General features: G+C 64.7%; 17 protein-coding genes. 6 read left to right on the top strand and 11 right to left on the bottom strand.

The genetic code is table 11. The features are described 5' to 3' along the window. Positions 1 to 86: 86 nt before the first annotated feature. The 5 genes from ACXJ16_RS04865 to ACXJ16_RS04845 are packed head-to-tail and all read right to left on the bottom strand — an operon-like array spanning position 87 to position 6,699. Positions 87 to 1,604, bottom strand: a complete 1,518-nt coding sequence (locus ACXJ16_RS04865; RefSeq protein WP_463921504.1) for an efflux transporter outer membrane subunit — start codon at positions 1,602 to 1,604, stop codon at positions 87 to 89. A 17-nt stretch (positions 1,605 to 1,621) separates the two neighbouring features. Further along, entirely contained in the window at positions 1,622 to 2,734 is a 1,113-nt protein-coding gene (locus ACXJ16_RS04860; RefSeq protein ID WP_463921503.1) for an ABC transporter permease, read from the bottom strand. 4 nt (positions 2,735 to 2,738) lie between these two features. Beyond that, the gene (locus tag ACXJ16_RS04855; RefSeq protein WP_443477854.1) at positions 2,739 to 3,881 is read right to left on the bottom strand and encodes an ABC transporter permease; all 1,143 of its coding nucleotides are present in this window, start codon (positions 3,879 to 3,881) and stop codon (positions 2,739 to 2,741) included. Beyond that, the gene (locus ACXJ16_RS04850) at positions 3,878 to 5,644 is read right to left on the bottom strand and encodes an ATP-binding cassette domain-containing protein (protein WP_463921501.1); all 1,767 of its coding nucleotides are present in this window, start codon (positions 5,642 to 5,644) and stop codon (positions 3,878 to 3,880) included. The genes ACXJ16_RS04855 and ACXJ16_RS04850 overlap by 4 nt, the downstream gene beginning before the upstream one ends. Before the next feature lie 38 nt (positions 5,645 to 5,682). Beyond that, positions 5,683 to 6,699, bottom strand: coding sequence for an HlyD family secretion protein (locus tag ACXJ16_RS04845; RefSeq protein ID WP_324695318.1), 1,017 nt, complete (start codon positions 6,697 to 6,699; stop codon positions 5,683 to 5,685). A 139-nt stretch (positions 6,700 to 6,838) separates the two neighbouring features. On the opposite strand from ACXJ16_RS04845, the gene ACXJ16_RS04840 reads away from it, so the two are divergent. Together ACXJ16_RS04840 and ACXJ16_RS04835 are read left to right on the top strand one after the other, a co-directional pair. Next, positions 6,839 to 8,716: an ABC-F family ATP-binding cassette domain-containing protein gene (locus ACXJ16_RS04840; RefSeq protein WP_324695320.1), complete on the top strand. Its 1,878-nt coding sequence runs from the start codon at positions 6,839 to 6,841 to the stop codon at positions 8,714 to 8,716. After that, positions 8,713 to 9,171 carry a GreA/GreB family elongation factor gene (locus ACXJ16_RS04835; protein WP_324695322.1) on the top strand — a complete coding sequence of 153 codons (459 nt, stop codon included), beginning with the start codon at positions 8,713 to 8,715 and terminating at the stop codon, positions 9,169 to 9,171. Before ACXJ16_RS04840 ends, ACXJ16_RS04835 begins: the two co-directional genes overlap by 4 nt. Before the next feature lie 80 nt (positions 9,172 to 9,251). Here ACXJ16_RS04835 and ACXJ16_RS04830 read toward each other — a convergent pair whose 3' ends face one another. After that, entirely contained in the window at positions 9,252 to 11,063 is a 1,812-nt protein-coding gene (locus ACXJ16_RS04830; protein WP_054437818.1) for a DEAD/DEAH box helicase, read from the bottom strand. A gap of 619 nt (positions 11,064 to 11,682) precedes the next feature. Between ACXJ16_RS04830 and ACXJ16_RS04825 the strand changes: the two genes are divergently transcribed. From ACXJ16_RS04825 to ACXJ16_RS04810, 4 genes are read left to right on the top strand one after another with little or no spacing between them, the layout of a single operon-like run. Next, complete coding sequence (locus ACXJ16_RS04825; RefSeq protein WP_324695324.1) at positions 11,683 to 12,873, top strand: glycosyltransferase; 1,191 nt, start codon at positions 11,683 to 11,685, stop codon at positions 12,871 to 12,873. A gap of 26 nt (positions 12,874 to 12,899) precedes the next feature. Then, positions 12,900 to 13,826, top strand: a complete 927-nt coding sequence (locus ACXJ16_RS04820) for a hypothetical protein (RefSeq protein WP_324695326.1) — start codon at positions 12,900 to 12,902, stop codon at positions 13,824 to 13,826. Beyond that, a complete protein-coding gene (locus ACXJ16_RS04815) occupies positions 13,823 to 14,347 on the top strand; it encodes a DUF2141 domain-containing protein (RefSeq protein WP_324695328.1) in 525 nt (174 codons plus the stop codon). Before ACXJ16_RS04820 ends, ACXJ16_RS04815 begins: the two co-directional genes overlap by 4 nt. Continuing rightward, positions 14,344 to 15,495, top strand: a complete 1,152-nt coding sequence (locus ACXJ16_RS04810; RefSeq protein ID WP_463921499.1) for a glycosyltransferase — start codon at positions 14,344 to 14,346, stop codon at positions 15,493 to 15,495. The genes ACXJ16_RS04815 and ACXJ16_RS04810 overlap by 4 nt, the downstream gene beginning before the upstream one ends. Before the next feature lie 8 nt (positions 15,496 to 15,503). Here ACXJ16_RS04810 and ACXJ16_RS04805 read toward each other — a convergent pair whose 3' ends face one another. The 5 genes from ACXJ16_RS04805 to ACXJ16_RS04785 are packed head-to-tail and all read right to left on the bottom strand — an operon-like array spanning position 15,504 to position 20,539. After that, entirely contained in the window at positions 15,504 to 16,949 is a 1,446-nt protein-coding gene (locus ACXJ16_RS04805; protein WP_054437823.1) for an efflux transporter outer membrane subunit, read from the bottom strand. Further along, the gene (locus ACXJ16_RS04800; RefSeq protein WP_324695332.1) at positions 16,949 to 17,902 is read right to left on the bottom strand and encodes an efflux RND transporter periplasmic adaptor subunit; all 954 of its coding nucleotides are present in this window, start codon (positions 17,900 to 17,902) and stop codon (positions 16,949 to 16,951) included. Before ACXJ16_RS04800 ends, ACXJ16_RS04805 begins: the two co-directional genes overlap by 1 nt. After that, entirely contained in the window at positions 17,899 to 18,114 is a 216-nt protein-coding gene (locus tag ACXJ16_RS04795) for a DUF1656 domain-containing protein (protein ID WP_054437824.1), read from the bottom strand. Before ACXJ16_RS04795 ends, ACXJ16_RS04800 begins: the two co-directional genes overlap by 4 nt. Next, positions 18,111 to 20,162: an FUSC family protein gene (locus ACXJ16_RS04790; RefSeq protein WP_324695334.1), complete on the bottom strand. Its 2,052-nt coding sequence runs from the start codon at positions 20,160 to 20,162 to the stop codon at positions 18,111 to 18,113. Before ACXJ16_RS04790 ends, ACXJ16_RS04795 begins: the two co-directional genes overlap by 4 nt. Then, complete coding sequence (locus ACXJ16_RS04785) at positions 20,159 to 20,539, bottom strand: MarR family transcriptional regulator (RefSeq protein WP_231635882.1); 381 nt, start codon at positions 20,537 to 20,539, stop codon at positions 20,159 to 20,161. Before ACXJ16_RS04785 ends, ACXJ16_RS04790 begins: the two co-directional genes overlap by 4 nt. Positions 20,540 to 20,803: the final 264 nt, after the last annotated feature.

The following is a 20,803-nucleotide window of genomic DNA, read 5'->3' as shown; positions in this document are numbered from 1 at the left end:
CTATCGCATGCCGGGGCATATTGGTGTTGATAACTTTTTGAAACATGCGCAGCACGTTCACGGGTGAACACATCGCCCCTTTCGGACTAATCCTTTGGAGGTGTTCCCGGCGCTGAGGGGGCATTGCCTATCGCCTTGTTCACCGCTGCAAAGTGCGTGCGCAGACGGCCTTCGCTGTCTGCCACATCGCGAGCGGCCTGAAGCACCGCGCGGCGGGCGTCAATGACCGGCAGGTAGTTGGCGGAACCAGCCCGATAGCGCGCCTCGACATTCTGCCATGCTGCTCGCGCGCTGCCTTCGCGGGCGATGAATTTCTCGCGTCGGTGCCACTCGGCAGTGTAGTCGTTCAGGGCATCGTCGATTTCCTGCCAGGCCTTCAATACGGTCGTCTGGTAGTTCACAAAGGCCTCGCGCGCTTCGAGCTTGCGGACCTGCACGGCGGCGCGGCGGCGACCTCCATCGAAGATCGGCAGGCTGAGGCCGGGCCCTATCTGCCATGTGCGGCTCGCCCAATCGAACAGGTTGTCCTTGCGGTAGCTCTCCAGGCCGAACCCGCCGCCAAGCCGGATGGCGGGATAGAGATCGGCGATGGCAATGCCGATCTCGGCGGTGGCGGCGTGAAGTTTCGATTCGGCCGCCCTTACGTCCGGTCGGCGCTGGGCGACTTCGGAGGGCAGCCCTAGCGAAAGGTCCGGCGGCGCGGGAATTACGGTTGCATTTCGGGTAGGTAGCAGGAGATCGCGCAGGGAGCCCGGCTGCTGCCCCAAGGCCAGAGCGATACGGCCAATTTGCGCCGCTTCCTGCGCCTGAAGTGCGGGAAGGCTTGCCTCCAGGGCGCGCAGTCCGGCCCGGTCGGTTTCGAGGCCGGTATGGTTTTCCATGCCGCCATCGGCTCGCGCGGCGACCAGCGAAACCTGGTCTGTGAGCAGCGCGATGTCTTCCTTAGCCAAAGCGATCTGTGCCTGAGCGGTGCGCAGCGCAAAGTAGGCCTGGGCGACCTCGCTGGCGACGGACAGTCGTGCAAGGTCCAGCATGGCGCCCTGCCCCGCCACTTGCGCATCTGCCGATTCGATTGAGCGACGAACCCTGCCCCAGAGATCGATCTCCCATCCGGCATCGAAGCCTCCCTGATAGAGCGTGAAGGGATCGGCAAGGAACTTCGCCAGTTCGTCGCGACTAGCCCCCGATGCACTGCCCCCGATAGCGTCGAAAAGGCGGGTGGAGGCGCCATACTCGCTCATGCGCTCGCGGTTGACCTGGGCGCTCGCGTTGACTTGCGGCAAACTTGCGGACGCGGCGATACCTCGCTGCGCGCGGGCCTGCGCGAAGTGAAGCGCAGCGGTTTCGATATCGGGGCTGGCGGCCATGGCCTGCCGCTCCAGACGATCCAGAACGGGGTCGCCGAGTATGGTCCACCAGTCCGCCGGAATGGTTACGCTACCCGAAGTGGGCGCGATCAGGCTCGGGTCGCCTCCGCGCCAGCTTGCCCAGTCATCCGGGGCTGCGGGCGTGGGTGCCTTGAAGTCCGGACCGACCGTGCAGGCGGGAAGACAGAGGGCCAGTGACGTGGCTGTGAGTGCGGCAGTCAGGAACCTTGAGGTCATGCGCATTGGTCCTGGGATCAGGCGAGACGATGGCGGAACAGCCAGGCGGACAGAGGCAGGGTTATCGCGGCAACCACAAGCAAAGGCACGAAATCGAGCGCGATGTCTCCGAGCACTGCGCCTTCGAGATAGACCCGCCGGACGATGGCGACGCCGAAGCGCAGCGGGTTCGCGTAAGTCGCGATCTGGAGCACTTCCGGCATGTTGCGCACCGGCGTCAACATGCCGGAAAGCAAGGTCAGCGGCATGATGATGAGAAACGAGTAGAGCATCGCCTGTTGCATGTTCAGCGCCAGCGCCGAGATCGACATGCCGATGCCCACCGAGGCGAGGTTGAACACGAAAAGCCCGAAGTACAGCAGCAGTGGCGATCCGCTCATCGGGATCTGGAACCAGAAGCGCACGATCATCAGTACGATCGTCGATTGCAGCAATCCGACGACGATCGAGGGGAGCGCTTTCCCCACCAGTATCTGCAAAGGGGTGAGCGGTGTGACGAGAAGCTGGTCGAATGTTCCCTGCTCTCGCTCTCGCGCCACGGACAGCGCCGCCAGCAGCAAGGTCTGCAACATCGAAAGTGTGGCGATCATGGTGGGCATGATCTGCCATCGCGATTCGAGGTTCGGGTTGAACCAGGCCCGCCGGATCACGCTTACGCCCTGCATTCCGCTTCGCGCCGCATTGAAGCCCTGCGTCACCGAAGACACGTAAGCCGCAGCCGAACCCGCCGTAGTCGAGTTTCGGCCATCCAGGACGATCTGTACTTGTGCGCTTTCCCCCGCAGCCAGTCGGCGGTCGAAATCGGCCGGGATCGTTACCGCCATGAGCACTTTCCCACCATCGATCAACGACGCGATCTGGGCGGAGCTCGTCAGGGTGGCCTCTCTTGCGAATACCCCGGTACCATCCAACCGGGCGATGAACTCGCTCGCCGCCTGTCCCCTGCTCTGGTCGAGCAGCGCATAGGGCACATAGTCGAGATCGAGGATCGCGCCGTAGCCGAACAGCATGGACTGGATGAATGCCGGGGCCACCAACAACAGGCGGTTGGCCGGATCCTTGAACAGGGCCAGCACTTCCTTGCGGCACAGCACCGCGATCTGGGCGAACCATGCGATCAGGTAGTCCATCCCGTCAGTCCAGACGCTTGCGCAGGGTGCGCTGCGTCAGCAGGGTCAGCACCACGACGTAGCCGATCAGGATCGCGCAGTTGCGCAGGACCATTGTCCAGTCCGTACCGGCGAGAAACAGGCTCTTGATAACGCTCATGAAGTGCGTTGCCGGCAGCAGTTCGCCGACGATCCTCACCGCAAGAGGCACATTGCGCAAGTCGAACACGAACCCCGAGAGCATGAGCGCGGGCATGAAGCTTGCCAGAAGCGCCACCTGGCTCGCCGCGAACTGGTTGCGTGTCGCGCCTGAAATCAGGAGCCCGACCAGCAGCGAAACCAGCAGGTAGAGAAACGAGCAGAGCACGATCGCCACCATCGAGCCTCTGATCGGGACATCGAACAGGAAGCGCGCCGCCAGCAGGCACATCACCAGATCGATCATCCCCACCACGAGATAGGGCGCGATCTTGGACAGTACCATTTCGACGGGGCGAACCGGCGTGACGAACAGCGATTCGAGCGTGCCGCGCTCCCACTCCCGCGCAATCAGCAGCGAACTGAGGAAGGCGCCCACCAGGGTCATGACAAGCACGATCAACCCCGGCACAAGATACCAGCGACTGTTGCCCTCCTCGTTGAACCAGGTCCGCTGCATCAGCGTTACGCTGCCGCCGGCCCCGACCGAACCTGCGCGGTCGGACTGCCGCAGCACGACCGTGCCGATCGCGCCTTGCACATAGGCCTCCAGTGTCTGTGCGGTCGTGGAATCGACGCCGTTGAGGATGAGTTGGATCTGGCCGCCTGCACTTCCCCTGCCAACCGCTTGTGCCCGCGCGAAGTCGACCGGCACCCGCACGATGGCGTCGACCCGGCCGCTGCGCAGCATTTCGCTGGCCTCCTCCATCGTCTCGACATCGACAGGGGAGAGATAGGGCGATCCCCGGATGCCCGAGACGATCTCGCGCGCAGTATCGGAACGGTCCTGAAGCACCAGCGCGACAGGCGCATTCTTCACGTCGAACGAGAGCCCGAAGCCGAACAGAAGGATCAGCCCGACCGGCAGGAGCAGCCCGACCATCAGGTTGCTGCGGTCACGCAGCATCTGGCGCGTTTCCTTGCGAGAAAGAGCGGCCAACCTCGACAGGAAGGTGCTGTCCGCTGTCACGCCGCTACCTTGCTGTCATGATCGGCGGCGCGCCCCTGTTCGACAATGGCGATAAAGGCCGCATCCATGTCGATGTCGCCGCCGCCTGCCTGCTCGCGCACTTGCTGCGGAGTGCCGAGCGCAAGCATCCGTCCAGCATCCTGGATGGCGATACGATCGCAATATTCCGCTTCTTCCATGAAGTGCGTGGTGACAACCACCGTCACGCCGGCCTGCGAAAGCGCCGTGATCGTGCGCCAGAAGGATCGCCGCGCCAGCGGATCGATGCCGCTGGTCGGCTCATCGAGGAACAGGATTTCCGGTTCGTGCACGAGCCCTGCCGCCATGGCGAGCCGCTGCTTGTAGCCATGCGGCAGTTCTCCACTGACAGCCGCCGGATCGAGATCGAATTGCCCGATGATCGCCTTCACCCGTTCGCGCAGGATGGTGCCGCGAAGACCGTAGGCGCCCCCGAAGAACTCAAGGTTCTCGCGCACGGTGAGATTTGCATAGAGCGAGAATTTCTGCGCGACATAGCCGATCCGCCGCCGCGCCTGCGCCCGTGCGCGGCGCAAGTTGACACCCGCCACTTCGAGCGTCCCACTGGTCGCCGGAAGCAGCCCGCAGAGCATCCGGAAGGTCGTGGTCTTGCCCGCGCCGTTGGGACCGAGCAGCCCGAATATCTCGCCGCGCCGCACGTCGAACGAGGTGCTGGCGACGGCGGTGAAATCTCCGAAACGCCGCACCAGGTCGCGTACATGGATGACGGCCTCGTCATCTTCCGCCCCTCCCGGTTCGGGTTCTATCGCAACGATGGGCGCCTTGCTCTCCGCCTCGCGCACGCCATCGTGTTGGCGCAGCAGAAGCATGAAGGCATCCTCCAGTTGTTCGGCTCTCGGCTCCGCTTCAACGCCGTCGAGCAGGTCTTCCATGTCTTGCAGTTCGGCGTCGGGCGACCGGATGAAGCGCACCGCACCGCCTCTCGGCACCGCGTCTATGATCCGGTCGGGCGCATCGATCAACCTGGCCTGCAGATCGCGCGCAGGCATATTAGCAGGCGGTGCGGCCACGAAAGTCAGACCGCGGGCCTTTTTCGTCAGTTCACCCGGTGTGCCCTGATCCAGCAGGCGGCCGTGATCCATGACCAGCACCTCGTCGCAGCGCCCAGCCTCATCCATGTAGGCAGTGCTGACGATGATGCTCAGCCCCTCCGCCTCGATCAACTGCTCGATGATCTCCCAGAGATCGCGCCGCGACAGCGGGTCGACCCCGACGCTCGGTTCGTCCAGCAGGAGAAGATCGGGCACGCGCACAAGCGTGCAGGCGAGCCCGAGCTTCTGCTTCATCCCGCCTGAAAGCTTCCCCGCCGGACGTCCGGTGAAACGGGCCATGTCGGTCATTTCCAGCATTCGCGAGAAGCGCTCGGCGCGCAGCTCCTGCGGCACGCCGTGGAGATCGGCGTAGAGATCGAGGTTCTCCTGAACGCTGAGATCCTCGTAGAGACCGAAGCGCTGCGGCATGTAGCTGATTCGGTCCTGCACCGCCTGCGGACGCCGTGTCACGTCGATGCCCAGTACATCCAGAGTGCCACCGTCGGGAGCCAGCAATCCGGTCATCATCCGCATCAACGTCGTCTTGCCTGCCCCATCCGGCCCGACGAGCGCCGTGATCGTCCCCTCGCGGATGTCCAGACAAAGATCCTGCACGGCATCGAACGCTTTACCGTCCGCGCCGATGAAACTCTTTCGCAGGTTCCGGCTCCGCACCGTCAGTGCGCTTGTCATCCTGCCTGTCCCGGCGTCTTCGGTCTCGGCCGGGCCGTTCACCGGGCGTGCCCTTCACTTGGCGCACCAGTATTGATCCGCACCGTCACCGGTTGCCCGAGCCGCAAGGTCCCGTTGCGGTCATCAACCCTGACGCGCACTTCGTAGACGAGCGCAGTGCGCAGCGATTCGGTCTCTACCGACTTGGGAGTGAATTCCGCGACCGAGGAAATATAGCCCACCGTGCCCGCAACCGGCTTGTCGGGAAAACTGTCGCTCGTCACCCTCGCCTTCATGCCCATGCGGACACGGCCGAGATCGGCCTCCTCAACGTAGACGCGCACCCATTTCGGACTGGTCAGAGCCAGTTCGTAGACCGGCTTTTGCGGCGTGGCCATGTCCCCCACTTCGAGCAGGCGTGAACGGACCACCGCGTCACCGGGAGCCTTGAGTTCGCCTTGGGAAACCTGATGCCTGAGCAGCGCGAGCTGGGCCTCGGCGCCCTTCATCTGCGCATCGGCGGCCGCGACATCCTCAGCGCGAGGTCCGCGAATGGCGAGCTTGAGCGCTTCTGCCGCTTCCTTGGCCCGCGCATCGGCGACCGCGGCAAGATTTCTTTCCTGATCGAGTTCCTGCGCGCTGACGGCGCGGCCCTGCGTGGTAGAGGATACCTCTCGGGCCCGGCGCAAGTCGTCAGCGGCCTTGACTGCATCCGCCCTTGCAGCGGCAAGCCGCGCGCGCGCTTGCTGGAGTTCCTCGGGCCGGGTGCCGTTGCGAAGTTTGAGCAGGCTTTCCCGGGAAGCCGCGACCTGCGCCTCTGCATTGTCGGCCTGCAAGCTCAGGGTAGCCGTATCGAGTTGCGCCAGCACTTGTCCCGCCTTGACGGAATCGCCCTCCTCGACAGTCATCCGGGTGACCCGCCCACTACCGTCGAACGCCAGGGAGACCTGCCGAATGTCCACATTGCCGTGGAGAACGATCTCGTTCGGGTCCTTTTGGCTGCGGGTCATCCACCAGATCGCGGCAGCAGCAAGAACAAGCGCCACGACAATTGCGGCCCCCACGGTCTTCTTCATTCAGATTCCCCGGCCTGTTTCGGTGGAGCAACTCAAGAGATACCAACGACATACTTACATCGCATTGCGGCAAATCAAGCGCCATTTTCCAGTGAAGAGCGCGGTTTTGCTTTTTGCCCGGCGCTGCTAGAGGCAGCGCATGCTGACGATCCGTGACATTACCGTTCGCCTTGGCGGGCGCACCATCCTCGACCAGGCCGCTGCCACGATTCCCAAGGACGGCAAGGTGGGCCTGATCGGCCGCAACGGCGCGGGCAAGTCCACGCTCGTCAAGGCGATCATCGGTGAACTGGAGCCCGACGAAGGTTCGGTGGACATGCCGCGCCGTGCCCGTCTGGGCTATATCGCGCAGGAAGCACCCGCGGGGCACAAGACCGCGCTCCAGGCTGTGCTGGATGCCGACGCCGAGCGGATGTCCTTGCTTGCCGAAGCCGAGACCTGCACCGATCCCAACCGCCTGGGCGACCTCCACGACCGGCTTATCGCGATCGACGCCTATACCGGCGAAGCGCGCGCCGCGCGCATTCTCGTCGGCCTCGGCTTCGACGAGGCGATGCAGGCAAGCCCGCTGGACAGTTTCTCCGGCGGCTGGAAAATGCGTGTGGCGCTTGCGGGCCTGCTGTTCTCGCAGCCCGACGTGCTGCTGCTCGACGAACCCTCAAACCACCTCGACCTCGAAGCGACACTCTGGCTGGAGAACTTCCTCCAGACCTACCCCAAGACGCTGATCGTCATCAGCCATGAACGCGACCTGCTCAACAACGTGGTCGATCACATCCTGCACCTGCAGCAGGGCAAGCTGACGCTCTACCCCGGCACTTACGACAGCTTCGAGCGCATCCGCGCCGAACGCGCCGCGCAGGCGGTTGCCGCACGTGCGAATCAGGACGCCCAGCGCAAGAAGCTGGCCGACTACGTTGCCCGCAATTCCGCCCGCGCCTCCACCGCGAAGCAGGCGCAATCGCGCGCCAAGATGCTGGCGCGAATGCAGCCGATCGCGGCCATGGCCGAGGATTCCTCGCTGAGTTTCGATTTCCCGAGCCCGGATGAACTGCGCCCGCCGCTCGTCACGCTCGACCTCGCCTCGGTCGGCTACGTCGCTGACAAGCCGATTCTGCGCCGCCTCAACTTGCGCATCGATCCTGAGGACCGCATCGCCCTGCTCGGCCGCAACGGCAACGGCAAGACCACGCTGGCCCGCCTGCTCGCCCGCCAGCTCGAACCGATGGAAGGTTCGCTCACCTTCTCGCCCAAGATCCGTATCGGCTACTTCACCCAGTATCAGGTGGAGGAACTCCCCTCTGACTCAACCCCGCTCGAATTGATGACCCGTGCCATGGCTGACAAGCCGCCGGTCGCGGTGCGCGGACAACTGGGTCGCTTCGGGTTCTCCGGCCCGCGCGCGACGGCCGGGATCGGCACCCTTTCCGGCGGCGAACGCGCGCGTCTTGCCCTGGCGCTGGTGACGCGCGACGCGCCGCACATGCTGATCCTCGACGAACCGACCAACCACCTCGACGTCGACGCCCGCGAGGCGCTGGTGCAGGCGCTCAACGATTTTGCCGGCGCGGTGATTCTCGTCAGCCACGACCGGCACATGGTCGAACTGGCGGCGGACCGTCTGGTACTGGTCGATCAGGGCACGGCGGACAACTACGACGGCTCGATGGAGGACTACATCGACTTCGTGCTTGGCCGGAACCAGCCCAAGAGCGGCGACAGGCAAGGCGAGGGCAAGCCGGCACGCAAGAATGGCACCGTCGCCCGCGAGGAACTCAAGGCCCTGCGCAAGAAGGTCTCGGAGACCGAAACCCGCATGAAGCGCATCCAGCAGCAGCTTGACGCGCTCGATGCCGTGCTCGCGGACCCCGGCTCCGCCAAGGGCGACCTTGCCAGACTGGGCATCGGCGAGATCGGCAAGCGCCGCACGCAGGCGGCAGAGGATCTGGAAGTGGCCGAAGCCTTCTGGTTCGAAGCCAGCGAGGCCATGGACCAGTACATGGGCGGCAACGCATGAGCGTAGCCTTCCGGCGCGACGGTGACGAAGAACATCTCGAACCCAAGTTCGAAGTGCCGATCCCGCCCGGCCCCAATCTCGTGACGGCCGAAGGCGTGGCGATTATCGGTTCGCGGATCGCTGGTCTGGAGGCGCTGGTTCCGACATTGACCGAGGATACTGCTCTCAATACCGCCAAGCGTGATCTGCGCTACTGGCGCAAACGGCTGGCGACAGCCGAAGAGCAGCCCGCGCCCGCCGGCGATACCGTGATGTTCGGTCACCGCGTGCGCTTCACCCTGAAGGGGCAGACGCGCGAAATCCGGATCGTCGGGCATGACGAAGCCGATCCGGCCAAGGGCGATCTCGCCTTCACTGCCCCGCTCGCCCGCGTCCTGTTGGGCTCCGGGGCGGGTGAGTTCGTCGATTTCAACGGACAGGAAGACGCAATCGAGGTCCTCGAAATTCTGGCCTGAACCGGAAAACATCCCCGAAAACCAAAAACGGGGCCTTCGCGGGCCCCGTTTTCGTTTTCAGTGTCCTGAAAAAGCCGTTCTTAGAACGACTTCCTCGGCTTCTTGTGGAACGGCTTACCGCCCGCGCCGGGGCCACCGGGACCACCGCGATCATTGCGCGGACCGCCGGTCGGACGGGGCTTGTGGTGACGCGGGCCATCGAAACCGCCACGTCCACCTTCCTCGCGCCCATAAGGCTTGCGGCCACGACCCTGCGGTCCGTCACGACGACGATCGCGTGCGATATCGCGCGGTGTTTCGGTCGCGACTTCGATGCGGATCGTGTTTTCGACGTCGCCGCTCTCATCATGAGAGGTACGCTCGACCGAACGGATGAACTGGTCGGCCATGTCCCGCGGGATCTGGAAGTGGGTCTGGTCGGCGCCGATGCGGATCTGGCCGACCGCATTGCGGGTGACGTGACCACGGCGGCAGAGCAGCGGCAGGATCCAGCGCGGATCGGCATGCTGTTCGCGGCCAACATCCATCGTGAACCAGACCACATCGTCGAAACCGGGACGCTGGCGCGCTTCGCGGGCTTCCGGGCTGTTGCCGATGAGTTCCTCGGGCTGCGGCAGACTTGCGCGGTGGGCGCGAACAAGTGCGACGGCGAGGTCTTCCGGGCTCACCTTTTCAAGCAGGCCGCGCGCGATTTCACGGTCCTCGTCGTCCGCTTCGACCGGGGCCAGCAGCTTGTCCATCAGACGGCTGCGATCGGCTTCGCGGATCGCTTCGGGGCTCGGCGCGGAAATCCACTCGGCCTCGATGCGGGCACCGCGAAGCATACCCTCCACGCGGCGACGACGCGGGAACGGCACGACGATGACGGCAGTGCCCTTCTTGCCCGCGCGGCCGGTACGGCCCGAACGGTGCTGGAGCGTTTCGGCATCGCGCGGAATCTCGACGTGTACGACGAGGCTCAGCGAGGGAAGATCGATGCCGCGTGCAGCGACGTCAGTGGCGACGCAGACGCGGGCGCGCTTGTCGCGAAGCGCCTGAAGCGCGTTGTTGCGCTCGTTCTGCGAATGCTCGCCCGAAAGCGCCACGGCCGAGAAGCCGCGTTCCGTCAACGTGGAGTGAAGGTGCTTCACATTGTCACGGGTGGCGCAGAACAGGATCGCGGTTTCCGCGTCATGAAGGCGAAGCAGGTTTACCACCGCGTTTTCGACATCGGCCGGCGCAACGGTAACCGCTTGATAGGTGATGTCACCATGGCCGCGGTTCTCGCTGACCGTCGAAATGCGCAGGGCATTGGTCTGGTAGCGACGGGCCAGCGCTTCGATCGGACGCGGCATGGTAGCCGAGAACAGCAGCGTGCGGCGGCTGGCCGGCATCGCGTCGAGCAGTTCCTCAAGGTCTTCACGGAAGCCCATGTCGAGCATCTCGTCCGCTTCGTCGAGCACGACGACCCGCAGCGAGGAGAGGTCCAGCTTGCCACGTTCGAGGTGATCGCGCAGACGGCCCGGCGTGCCAACGACGATGGTGGCGCCGCGCTCAAGCTGCTTGCGCTCGCGAACGGGGTCCATGCCGCCAACACACGTGACGATGCGAGCGCCGGTCGAGGCGTAGAGCCAGGTCAGTTCGCGGCTAACCTGCAGCGCAAGTTCGCGCGTGGGCGCGATAGCAAGTGCGAGCGGCGCTTCGGCATAAGGAATGGAGCCGTCGGCCAGCAGTTCGTCGCCCATGGCGATGCCGAATGCGACGGTTTTGCCGGAACCGGTCTGCGCCGAAACCACGAGGTCGCGTCCACGCGCTTCGGCTTCGGCGACAGCGGCCTGAACCGGGGTCAGATTCTCATAGCCATGCGCGGTAAGCGCTTCGGCGAGAGGCTGGGGGAGCTGGGAAAAAGTCATGAGTTTGTCGAATCGTCCTGTGCCGCTTGCGCGGTCTGATCTGGTAAGGCCTGATGAGGGGTGCGCGACCCCAACGGGCCTGTTGACGGGCTCCATAGACAAAAAACTCGCGTTTGGCGCGCACCAATTTCATAAAAAGCAACAACGGGCTTGCGCGGGCGGCAAATTTTCGGTCGTCGGACGCTTCGAACAGCAAGTTCGCCGCGCATAATGCAGGGTGCCTGCCGGGCTCTTCTGCGCTGCAGCCAGAGCCCGGACAGCCTGCAAATCCACGCATGACCACCCCGGCTTTCGATCAACGGCGGCAGCTTTGAGCGTGCAGGTCTTACATTCAAATATCTGATAATATTAAATAAATATCTTTAAGTCGGCGCTTCCTGATGCGTGCGGGCTATGGCACCGGGCGTCAACTGCTGCCGAGCACCGTCGTTTGCCCGGTCGATGACAGTTTCCCAGCAATTTCACGTCTCGCAGATGACGGTGAGAACGACCGTCACAAACCCGAAATCAGGCCGCCATATCAGCCCGTCTCGCGCTGGAATTAATCGGCATGCCTGCTGCGGGTCGCGTGGTTCGGCGGAGTCTTCCCGAAGATCCAGGCCATGACAGCAGGAGCCACATGACGGACGCGCTCAGGATTCTGGTGCCGCTGCACAGCCCCGATCCGGGCGGAGTTGAACGCGTGGCGCTGGGGCTCGCTGCGGAATGGGATCGCAGCGGGCACCAGGTGACCGTGGTGCTTGGCCGGGCAAGCGGCTGCGATCTCTCCAGGCTGCCCGAACTGGATTATTGGCAGATCCCCACCCGCCTTCCCACGGCGTCGTGGGAGACGCCCTGGATGATCCACTCGCTATACAGCTACCTCGTCGATCAGGGCGCCGACGTGCTGTTCCTGCCCGGCAACACTTATGCCGTGGTCGGTGCGGCGATGCGCCTGTTGCTGGGTGAACACGCGCCGCCCATGGCGCTCAAGGTCAGCAATGCCCTGCACCGGCCCGACATGTCTCCCTGGGTGCGGCACGGATACGGCGCATGGCTGCGCGTCCAGGGCCGCATGTTCGATCGGCTGATCGGCCTTTCCGAACCCATGGCGCGTGAAATCCGGGAAACGACGCGGGCCAGGGCAAGCCAGGTGGAAGTCATCGCAAACCCGATCCTGTCCCGTGCTCGCCTTGCCCGTCTCACTCGGTTCGACAGGCGACCCGGCTCGGTCTGGGGAACGCGCTATCTCACAGCCGGACGCCTCGCTCCGCAAAAGAACCATGCCATGATGCTGCGCGCCTTCGCACGCGCCGCCCGCCCGGCCGATACCCTCACGATCGCAGGCGAAGGCCCGGAACGCGGAGTCATCGAAAATCTGGTCCGACAGCTCGGCCTCGATGGAAGGGTCTTCCTCACCGGCTATCTTGGAACGATCGATACCCTGCTGGCCGATGCAGACGTTTTCGTGCTGAGTTCCGACTACGAAGGCCTGCCCGGCGTCGTCGTGGAAGCACTGGCGGCAGGTCTGCTGGTACTGTCAACGAACTGCTGCGTCAGCATGGAATGCCTGATCGAGGAAGGTCGCACCGGCCTGCTGGTACAGCCGCGGGACGAAGGCGCGTTTGCCGCAGGGCTCACGCGCATCAGGGAGCTCGGCGGAGACCCCGACCGAGCCCGGGACATTGCCGCGCGCTACGAGGTCGAAAGCGCGGCGCGGCGCTATCTCGAAATGATGACGCAGCTTCACCGCCAGCGCGAACACAACCGCCGCCGCAATCTTGGGCTCAGTGCATGGACGGGGCACGCGTCCCGGCAGCGCACGCTCTGACCCCTCCCCTATTCGCGGAGACTTTCGTGACAGAGACCGCCGCCATTCTGGCGCCAGATGCCCCGGCCCTTCAACTGACGCCGCAGGACCGCGATCCGCGTCGTGGCCGTAACGCCGCGTTTTCCATTATTCTTTCGCTCGCTGTCGTTGCCGCGGTCTTCCATGAACTGGGCGGGCTCGACCTCCGGAATCTCATCGCGATGGTGCCGGCGACCCCCGGCTTCTGGGTGGTCTTCACGCTGAGCTATCTTGTGACGCCGGCCAGCGAATGGCTCATTTTCCGGCGGCTCTGGGGCATCCCAGGCTCCGGCATGCTCGCGCTGCTGCGCAAGAAGGTCTACAACGAACTGCTGCTTGGCTACCTGGGAGAGGCGTACTTTTACACTTGGGCGCGGCGCCGGGTCGCGCTGGGAGCAGCGCCGTTCGGAGCGGTGAAGGACGTGGCCATCCTGTCGGCGATGACCGGCAACGGGGTGACCATGGCTCTGCTGGCGGTGATGGTGCCGGTCATGGGCACAACGCGGCTCGGGCTCGACAGCCGGATGATGACCCTCTCTCTCGGCGTCCTGCTGGTCGTTTCTGCGGCCGCCATGCTGCTCCGCCGCCGCGTCTTCTCGCTGCCTCAGGCCGATCTCGTCATGATAACGCAGATCCACTTCGGCCGGATCGCGCTGACGACGTTGTTCAATGCCCTGCTCTGGCATCTGGTTCTTCCCGAAGTGCAGCTTTCCTGGTGGCTTTTCCTTGCCACGCTGCGTCTGCTGGTCTCCCGGCTGCCGTTGATACCCAACAAGGATTTGCTGTTCGCAGGGGTCGCAGTGCTCGCCCTAGGCCACGAGCGTGACATCGGCGCGCTCATGACCTTGATGGCGGGCCTGATTCTGGCGGCGCATCTCGTGCTAGGGGCGCTGCTGGCAGGCAGAGACCTGGCAATCCCCGAGCAGTCGGCATGAACGCACCGGCCTTCATCGTGCTGCTTGCCGCCGCCCTCATTCCCTCCACGCCCGATCTGGGCAAGGCCGAAGGCCGGTGCCGGCCGAACGAGAGCGGTCCAGCCTTCGTCGTCGAGCCCGTGGGCCTCAAAGACAGGAGCGGCAGGCTCCGGCTGGAGGTCTACCCCGCCAACGAGAAAGACTTCCTTGCCGACGACAACGTCCTCGTCAGCGCCGGGAAGACCTTCCGCCGCGTCGAGGCGGCGTTGCCTCCCAGCGGCGTCCCGAGCCTTTGCATCCGTGTGCCCGCGCCCGGCACTTACGCCGTCAGCCTGCTTCACGACCGCGACGACGACCGCAAGTTCGACTGGAAGATCGACGGTATCGGCTTCTCAGGCAATCCGAAGCTGGGTTGGGGCAAGCCGAACGTGCGCAAGGCGAGCGCCGCCGCCGGCACGGGGCTCACGAGCCTGCGCATCGTCATGAATTACCGCAGCGGGCTCGGTGTCGCGCCCCTTCAGGCAAAGGTCTTGAGCAAATGAAAATCGTCGACGTCTGTGCCTTCTATTCGCCCCACGGCGGCGGCGTACGCACTTACGTGGAACAGAAGCTGCGGATCGGCCCCGCCATGGGCCATGAGATCGTCATCCTTGCCCCCGGGGACGAGGATGCTGTGATCGAACGTGGCCCCGGCGCCCGCATCGTCCTGGTAAAAAGCCCGCGCTTCCCGCTGGACCGGAAGTACTGGTACTTCAACGAGCCCGAGCGGCTCCACGCCGCGCTCGATGCCGAAGCGCCCGATTTCGTGGAGGCGACATCACCCTGGCGGAGCGCCGGGCTCGTGGCGGACTGGCCGGGCGATGCACCGCGCAGTCTGGTCATGCATGCCGATCCGCTGTCCGCCTACGCCTATCGCTGGCTCGGCAACGTCTTCTCTCGCGAGACCATAGACCGGCAGTTCTCGGTATTCTGGGAGCACCTGCGCCGCCACAGTCGCCGGTTCGATCACGTCGTCTGCGCCAACAGCGATCTTGCAAGGCGGCTTGGCGAAGGCGGCGTATCGCATACCGTGACGATCCCGATGGGTGTCGAGGGAGGCTGCTTCTCACCCGCTCACCGCGACCCTGCGCTTCGGGCCGAATTGCTCGCGGCCTGCGAACTGCCGGAGAGCGCCGCGCTCTTGCTGGCGGTTGGCCGTCTCGCACCCGAAAAGCGCTGGCCGCTGGTGATCGATGCTGTGGGCATGGCAAGCCAGCGGACGCCAATCGGCCTCGTCATGCTGGGCGAAGGCCGCGAGCAGCGCACGATCCTGCGTCACATCGCCGGCAATCCGCATGTCCGCCTCTTTGCACCCGAGCGCGAGCGCGCGGCATTCGCCCGCATCATGGCGAGTGCCGATGCCCTGGTGCACGGCTGCGAGGCGGAGACCTTCTGCATGACAGCTGCAGAGGCCCGTGCAAGCGGCACTCCGGTGATCGTCCCGGACGCGGGCGGCGCGGCGAACCATGCAGCAGGAGGCGCGGGCCGGACTTATGCCGCCGCCGATGCGCAGGCCGCAGCCGAAGCGATCCTCGCCGTCGTGCAGGAGCGGCCCCGCCCTGCGGTCACCGCAAGGACCATGGACGCCCACTTCGAAGACCTGTTCGCGGCTTATGCAGCCTGCCTCGACAAGCGCCGCAAGGCAGCTTGAGGTAGAGCCTACTGGCTCTGCTGCCACCCCCCGCCAAGTGCGAGGAACACCGCGATCTGGTCATCCACCAGAGCCGCTTCGGCAGCGGCATGGTTGACCTGCGCCGTCGCCAGCGCACCTTGCGCACTTAGCAGATTGAGGAAGTCGCTGCGACCGAAGCGGAACAGCTTGCCCGCCTGCTGCGCGGAAAGACCTGCGCTGTCGCTCGCCCGGCCAAGCGCGTCGGTCCGGTCGGCATCGCGGGCGTAAGTCTCCAGCGCAGTCTCGGTGCCGCGCAGGGCGTCCAGTACGGTCTGGTCGAACTTCGCGATATCGGCTTCGACCTGGGCGTTGGCCGCGTCGATCCGCGCGTGAATGATCGGGCGATTGGGGAACGACCAGCTCAGCAACGGCCCAAGGCTGAAGCCGAAACTGTGCGTCTTGCCGATATTCTCCAGCTTGCCGTCGTTGATGATCCCGCCGCCGATGCTGACCGTCGGGTAAAGATCGGCGGTTGCGACCCCGATGCGCGCCGTATCGCCAGCAATCGTGCGCTCGGCCTGGCGAATGTCCGGACGTCGCCGGATCAGCGCCGCACCATCGCCCACCGGCATCGGCTGCGAAAGTCGCGGAAGCGTAGCGCAGCCTTCGACTTCCCTTGGATAGTCAGCGGGTGCCCTGCCGAGCAAGGTTGCCAGCAGGTAAAGCGCCGACTGGCGCTTGGCCTGGAACGCCGGAAGGTTGGCCCGGCTGCTTTCTACCGCGGTACGTGCCCGGCTCACATCGAAGGCGGTGCCGCGCCCTCCTCGCTGGAGGCGTCCGGTCGCATCCAGGGTCTGCTGTTGCAGGGTGATGACTCTCTGGACTGTCGCGATCTGATAATTGGCCGCGCAGACATCGGCGTAAGCCTTGGTCGTGGCTGCCGCCACGCTGATCCGCACGGCGTCTCGCGCCGCCTCCACCGCTTCGCGGTCAGCAAGACTGCTTTCGATGGCGCGCTTGATCTTGCCGTTCAGGTCGAGCGGATAGGATAGCGTCAATCCCAGATCGTACGTCAGCACGCCGGGCATGTTGGTCCCGGCCGAAGTGGTCGAATAGTCTCGCTCGAGATCGGCATCGGCGCCGATAGTCGTGGCCAGCGTCTTCTGGCCGGTATATTCCCGGATGACGGCGTCCGCCTTGCGCAGGTTCGCGTCCGCCGCCCGGATATTGGCGTTTGCGGCGAGCGCCTGCTCGACAAGACCATCAAGCCGAGGATCGTCGTAGAGCCGCCACCAGCGGTCCGGCAGTTCGGCTTGCGAGAATGCCTGCCCCTGCCCGGATACGAACGGCCCGTTGGCCGCAGGCGCACTGGCCACCGAATTTTCAGGCGGCGCATAGTCGGGCCCGGCCGTGGCGCAGCCCGCCAGAAGCGCAGGGCCCAGAAGCGCGGGGGCCAGAAGCGCGGGGACCAGAAGCGAAACGCGGTTCCTCATCACTGCGTCGCCTCCACGGCCGGCGCGGAAGGCGCAGCCTGAACCTGACGCTGAGACGGTGCCTTGGTGCGGCCGCGTGTTCCGGCACCGGGCTGTTCGATGGTAACGGTCGCCGTGCGGCCGGAAATCAGGTTCACGCCCTTGGGTACTTCGGTTAGGCGCACGCGCACGGGAATGCGCTGGGCAAGGCGGACCCAGGTGAAGGTGGCATCGACGCTGGGCAACAGGTTGCGCGAATCGGTGCGTGTCGTATCGTTGATCCCTGCCGCAATGCTTTCGACCACGCCCTTGAGCGGACGCTCCTCACCCATGAGCACGACAGTTACCGGCGAGCCGACATGGATGTTCGGCAGCTTGGTTTCCTCGAAATAGCCTTCGACACGAATGGAATCGCTGTCGATCAGGGCCATGGCCTGATTGCCGGGCGCCACATAGTCGCCGGGATGCAGATCGAGGTTGGTCACGGTGCCGTTGACCGAAGCGTGCACGTTGGTGCGGGCAAGGTCGAGCTTGGCCTTGTCTAGCCCGCTGAGCGCCTGGTCGAGCGCAGCGCGGGCCGTGGCGACGGCGGCGACGTTCTGCTCATGGGTTTCGGTGGCCACGAGATCGCCAAGCGCCAGGTCGCGCCTGGCCTCGCGCTGGGCCTGTCCCAACCGGGCCTGGGCGCTTGCTACTGCCGCCTGCGCCTGCTCCACGGCCAGCGAATAGCGCGGGCGGTCGATCACGAACAGCAGGTCGCCAGCCTTGACCGTCTGGTTGTCCTTCACCTCCACCGAAGTGACGAGGCCGCCGATGTCGGGCGTGACGCGCACGACGTCGGCACGGACGCGGCCGTCGCGGGTCCAGGGACTGTCCTCATAATGGCGCCAGAGCCAGATCGCGATCACGGCGGCAAGAATGACGAGGACAGTGGTGGCAAGGCTGGGCGCGAGCCGGGCAAGAAAGCGCTTCATTGGCGGAAACCGATCAAGGGAGAGGCCCAGACGAGAAGCCCGAGCACGAGGATGTAGAGGCACAGGTCCACCGCCGCACGATAGGCGAACAGGCGGTAGAAACCGATGACATTGGCAATGCGCATCAGCACCAGGGTGATGACCGAGGCAATGACGGCAAGAACCAGCAAGGTGGGGAGGAAAACCCCGTCGATGGAGACTTCACCCCTCATGCCGCCAGCGCCTTCGGCGTGGGGCTCGAAGCCGGAAACAGGTTGCGGCGCAAGCTGACCAGACCCAGCGCACCGGCGCGGCTCAACTCGGGGTCTTGGTCGTTCAACACGGCAGTCATGGCGATGTCGATATCCTCAAGCAGGATGGGGTCGGCAGGAGCGGGACGGTCGGGATCCAGGCCGCGATAGTATTCGCCCACTTTCTGAAGAACTTCCGTAAGCGGCCCGCGTTTGGTCGGCGGAAGGGCAAGGCGCAGTTCGCGCAGTTCGCCGATCGCCACGCCTGTGCGCAGATCCCTCAGGGCGTCGTAAAGCGGTTGACCGGGGGAACGGCCTGCCATGGCGAGACGGGGGGCCAGCAAGGCGATCCGGTCGAGCATGCGATTGATCCAGGCCCGCACGTCCGGCGGGCTCATCAGGTTTGCGCGCTCGGCGATATCGGCCCACCCTGCCCGCACGGTGCTGCGGATCGCCGCATGGCTCCCCGTCGAGTTGAGCAGGCGGATGACGACAATGGCGTAGATGATGCCGACAAGCTGGGCGAGCGCGCCGTTCACGAAACCGGCGAACCCGCCGACATACTGGTCCGAAACGAGAACCGGCGAACCCAGTCCCAGCAGCATGGGCAAAGCGATGCCGCCCCACCGGGGAGACTGCATAAGCGTTCCCAGCATGAGCAGCATCGGCGCCATGGCCAGGGCATATTCAAGGAACCCGTCGAGCCGCGGCATTATGACGAAGCCATAGAGCAGCCCGATCAGCGTCGCGATCAGCGTTCCCAGGAAGAAAGCGCGCAGCGGGGCAAGCGGATCGGGAGCAGCCGCGAACAATGCCGTGAAGACACCCGCCAGCATGACCGCCGTGGCTCCTTCATGCCAACCGCTGCCGATCCAGAGAGCACATCCGATGCAGATCGTGAAGAATGCGCCGATGGCGCCGCGCGTCGCCCCGCCGAAATCGCGGTGCAGTTCACGGCCGCGACGTCCTTCCACGAGTTCGGAAGCACGCGGACTGATCGGGCGAGTGCTCGGCGTGGAAAGCTGCTCGGCGAGCAGGCGGCAGTCGCGATGGGCGCCGATCAGGGACGCAAGGCGCGAAAGCAGGCTGAGCAGGATAAGCTCGTCCCACGAGGAATCAGGGCCAACACGCGGTTCCAGCGCGCGGCTGCGCTCCTGAAGCGCGGTGGCCGCGCTCTCGCGCTCGCCGAGCGGCATCGCGTCGAGCCGGGAAAACCAGTGACGGGTATCGGCCAGCAGGCTCTCGACTTCGGCGGAAATGCTTCCTGCCGCGCGCAATTGCCCGATCCGGTCCGTCACTGCGGCGCCCAGCGGCATGATGAGCGAGAGCTGGTCCTGCAAGGCGCGTACCGTGCGGATACGCGGCGCGATGCGGGTGCTCTCGTAAGGGAGGTGAATGGAAAGCTGGTGCAGTTCGGTCACGTCAAGCGCAAGGCGCTGGCGTTCCTTGTCGATTGCCGGGTCGCCATCGAGCAACAGGGAATCGCTCGACCAGCGCTCGGCATCGGCGAGAATGTTGGCCACCCGTTGCAGCATGAAAGCGGAAACCGAGCGCGGCAGCACGAGCGCGTGGACGAAACTGCCACAGAGGATGCCGATGGTGATTTCCTGCACGCGCAGGGTCGCCACCGTGAAGATCGTGCCGGGAACGTCCACGCTCGGCAGCACGATAAGCACTGCGGTATAGCCGGCCAGAACAAAGGCATAGGAACGCGGCGTGCGATCCAGCAGGGAAACGAAGACGCAGAGCGCCAGCCATGCCCCTATCGCGATCGTCAGCAATTCCGGTGCGTTGACGAGCACGGGCACCATGATGACCGCCATCCCCGCGCCGATAAATGTGCCGATCACGCGGAACATCGCCTTGGACACGACAGCCCCCGCCAGCGGCTGTGCGACAATGTAGGACGTGAGGAAGGCCCAATAAGGACGTTCGAGCCCGATCGACAGCGCAATGTAGATGGCCAGCATCGAGGCCATGTAGGCCTTCACGGAAAACAGCGCTGCGTCCAGTCCGAAACGTTTCGTCATTGCCGGGCGGCGCTTTCCGCAATGCGTGCGGCGATGCGGTCAAGCACGCGCACGACAGTCTCGACGTCTTCCGTCGGAATGCCATCGAGCAGCGTTGCACGCAACTCGATCAATCGTTTGTCGATCCGTTTTGCAACGATAGATCCTTCTTCGGTCAGCCGCAGGTGCTTGGCCCGGCGATCGCTGTCGTCGGCATGACGCTCCACCAGGCCTGCGTCTTCGAGCAGGTGCAGCGTGCGGACCAGCGAAGGCTCCGTCACGTTGATGACGCGCGCCAGATCGCCCTGCCGTACCTCGTCTCCGAGACGAAGCAGGTGAACGAGCGCCCATGCCGAGGAGTTCGAAACTCCCAGGGAGGACAGGGCCGAATCAGCCATTTGCTGCCAGGAACGCGAAACCGGCCCCAACCTCGCGGCCAGAGCCTTTTCGCTCGATCGTCGTTCTTGCATGAGACGGGTAATTAGAGTGCTAACTAATTCGCGCAAGATGCTTTGACGTGGATTTTATGTCAGTTGCAGTGAGTTTATTGCAATGCCGCATGGGGGTGGCGCAGCCGCAAGGGCGACGCTAAGCCGCTGCAAATGCCTGCTCTCACCTTCCGGAGAATGCCCTTGCGCCGCTCGTCTCTCGCCCTTGGCCTG

Source organism: Novosphingobium sp. TK71 (genome assembly GCF_055361505.1).
Note: the sequence above shows the minus strand (reverse complement) of the source record. Positions and strands in the feature narration are given on the sequence as shown.

Coding starts and splice junctions, on each gene's coding strand:
- ACXJ16_RS04805 (WP_054437823.1), bottom strand. CDS start 16,949: ATGAGGAACCGCGTTTCGCTTCTGGTCCCCGCGCTTCTGGCCCCCGCG.
- ACXJ16_RS04860 (WP_463921503.1), bottom strand. CDS start 2,734: ATGGACTACCTGATCGCATGGTTCGCCCAGATCGCGGTGCTGTGCCGC.
- ACXJ16_RS04800 (WP_324695332.1), bottom strand. CDS start 17,902: ATGAAGCGCTTTCTTGCCCGGCTCGCGCCCAGCCTTGCCACCACTGTC.
- ACXJ16_RS04840 (WP_324695320.1), top strand. CDS start 6,839: ATGCTGACGATCCGTGACATTACCGTTCGCCTTGGCGGGCGCACCATC.
- ACXJ16_RS04785 (WP_231635882.1), bottom strand. CDS start 20,539: ATGGCTGATTCGGCCCTGTCCTCCCTGGGAGTTTCGAACTCCTCGGCA.
- ACXJ16_RS04865 (WP_463921504.1), bottom strand. CDS start 1,604: ATGACCTCAAGGTTCCTGACTGCCGCACTCACAGCCACGTCACTGGCC.
- ACXJ16_RS04835 (WP_324695322.1), top strand. CDS start 8,713: ATGAGCGTAGCCTTCCGGCGCGACGGTGACGAAGAACATCTCGAACCC.
- ACXJ16_RS04815 (WP_324695328.1), top strand. CDS start 13,823: ATGAACGCACCGGCCTTCATCGTGCTGCTTGCCGCCGCCCTCATTCCC.
- ACXJ16_RS04790 (WP_324695334.1), bottom strand. CDS start 20,162: ATGACGAAACGTTTCGGACTGGACGCAGCGCTGTTTTCCGTGAAGGCC.
- ACXJ16_RS04830 (WP_054437818.1), bottom strand. CDS start 11,063: ATGACTTTTTCCCAGCTCCCCCAGCCTCTCGCCGAAGCGCTTACCGCG.
- ACXJ16_RS04795 (WP_054437824.1), bottom strand. CDS start 18,114: ATGAGGGGTGAAGTCTCCATCGACGGGGTTTTCCTCCCCACCTTGCTG.
- ACXJ16_RS04845 (WP_324695318.1), bottom strand. CDS start 6,699: ATGAAGAAGACCGTGGGGGCCGCAATTGTCGTGGCGCTTGTTCTTGCT.
- ACXJ16_RS04810 (WP_463921499.1), top strand. CDS start 14,344: ATGAAAATCGTCGACGTCTGTGCCTTCTATTCGCCCCACGGCGGCGGC.
- ACXJ16_RS04825 (WP_324695324.1), top strand. CDS start 11,683: ATGACGGACGCGCTCAGGATTCTGGTGCCGCTGCACAGCCCCGATCCG.
- ACXJ16_RS04850 (WP_463921501.1), bottom strand. CDS start 5,644: ATGACAAGCGCACTGACGGTGCGGAGCCGGAACCTGCGAAAGAGTTTC.